We start from the raw sequence: 523 nt of genomic DNA on the forward strand, positions 1-523 counted from the left end.
GGAAGCCAACCGCGCGACGGAAGGTACCGGTCTTGGTATGAGCATTACAAAACAGCTTGTGCGCCTTATGAACGGCGACATTCTCGTGGAAAGCGAACGGGGAAAAGGATCCGTATTTACAGTACGTTTGCCGCAAAAGATTATCGATTCCAAAGCATTGGGCAAAGAATTGGCTGAAAATATAGCGCGATTCAACGTAGGAGGAATATCGCAAACTGGCAAAACGCCGCAATTTGTCCGCGAATATATGCCTTACGGCAAGGTTTTGGTCGTTGACGACGTGGAAACGAACCTTTATGTCGCAAGGGGGCTAATGGCCCCGTACGGCCTGTCAATTGAAGTCGCGTCAAGCGGGGAAGAGGCTATTGAAATGATCAAAAACGGCGCGGTATACGACGTTATTTTTATGGACCATTTTATGCCCAAAATGGACGGTATTGAAGCGGCATTAACCATCCGTAATACGGGTTACTCGTATCCGATTATCGCGTTAACGGCTAACGCCCTTATCGGTCAGGCGGAA

Annotated in this window: 1 protein-coding gene; it reads left to right on the forward strand. The window is 48.6% G+C overall.

Going from position 1 to position 523, the window contains the following annotated elements; translation table 11 throughout:
* Positions 1-523 (forward strand): response regulator (locus ACYVTD_RS15395; RefSeq protein WP_461248576.1); only part of this gene is annotated, 523 nt, incomplete at both ends.

The organism is Treponema sp. R6D11 (assembly GCF_054786075.1).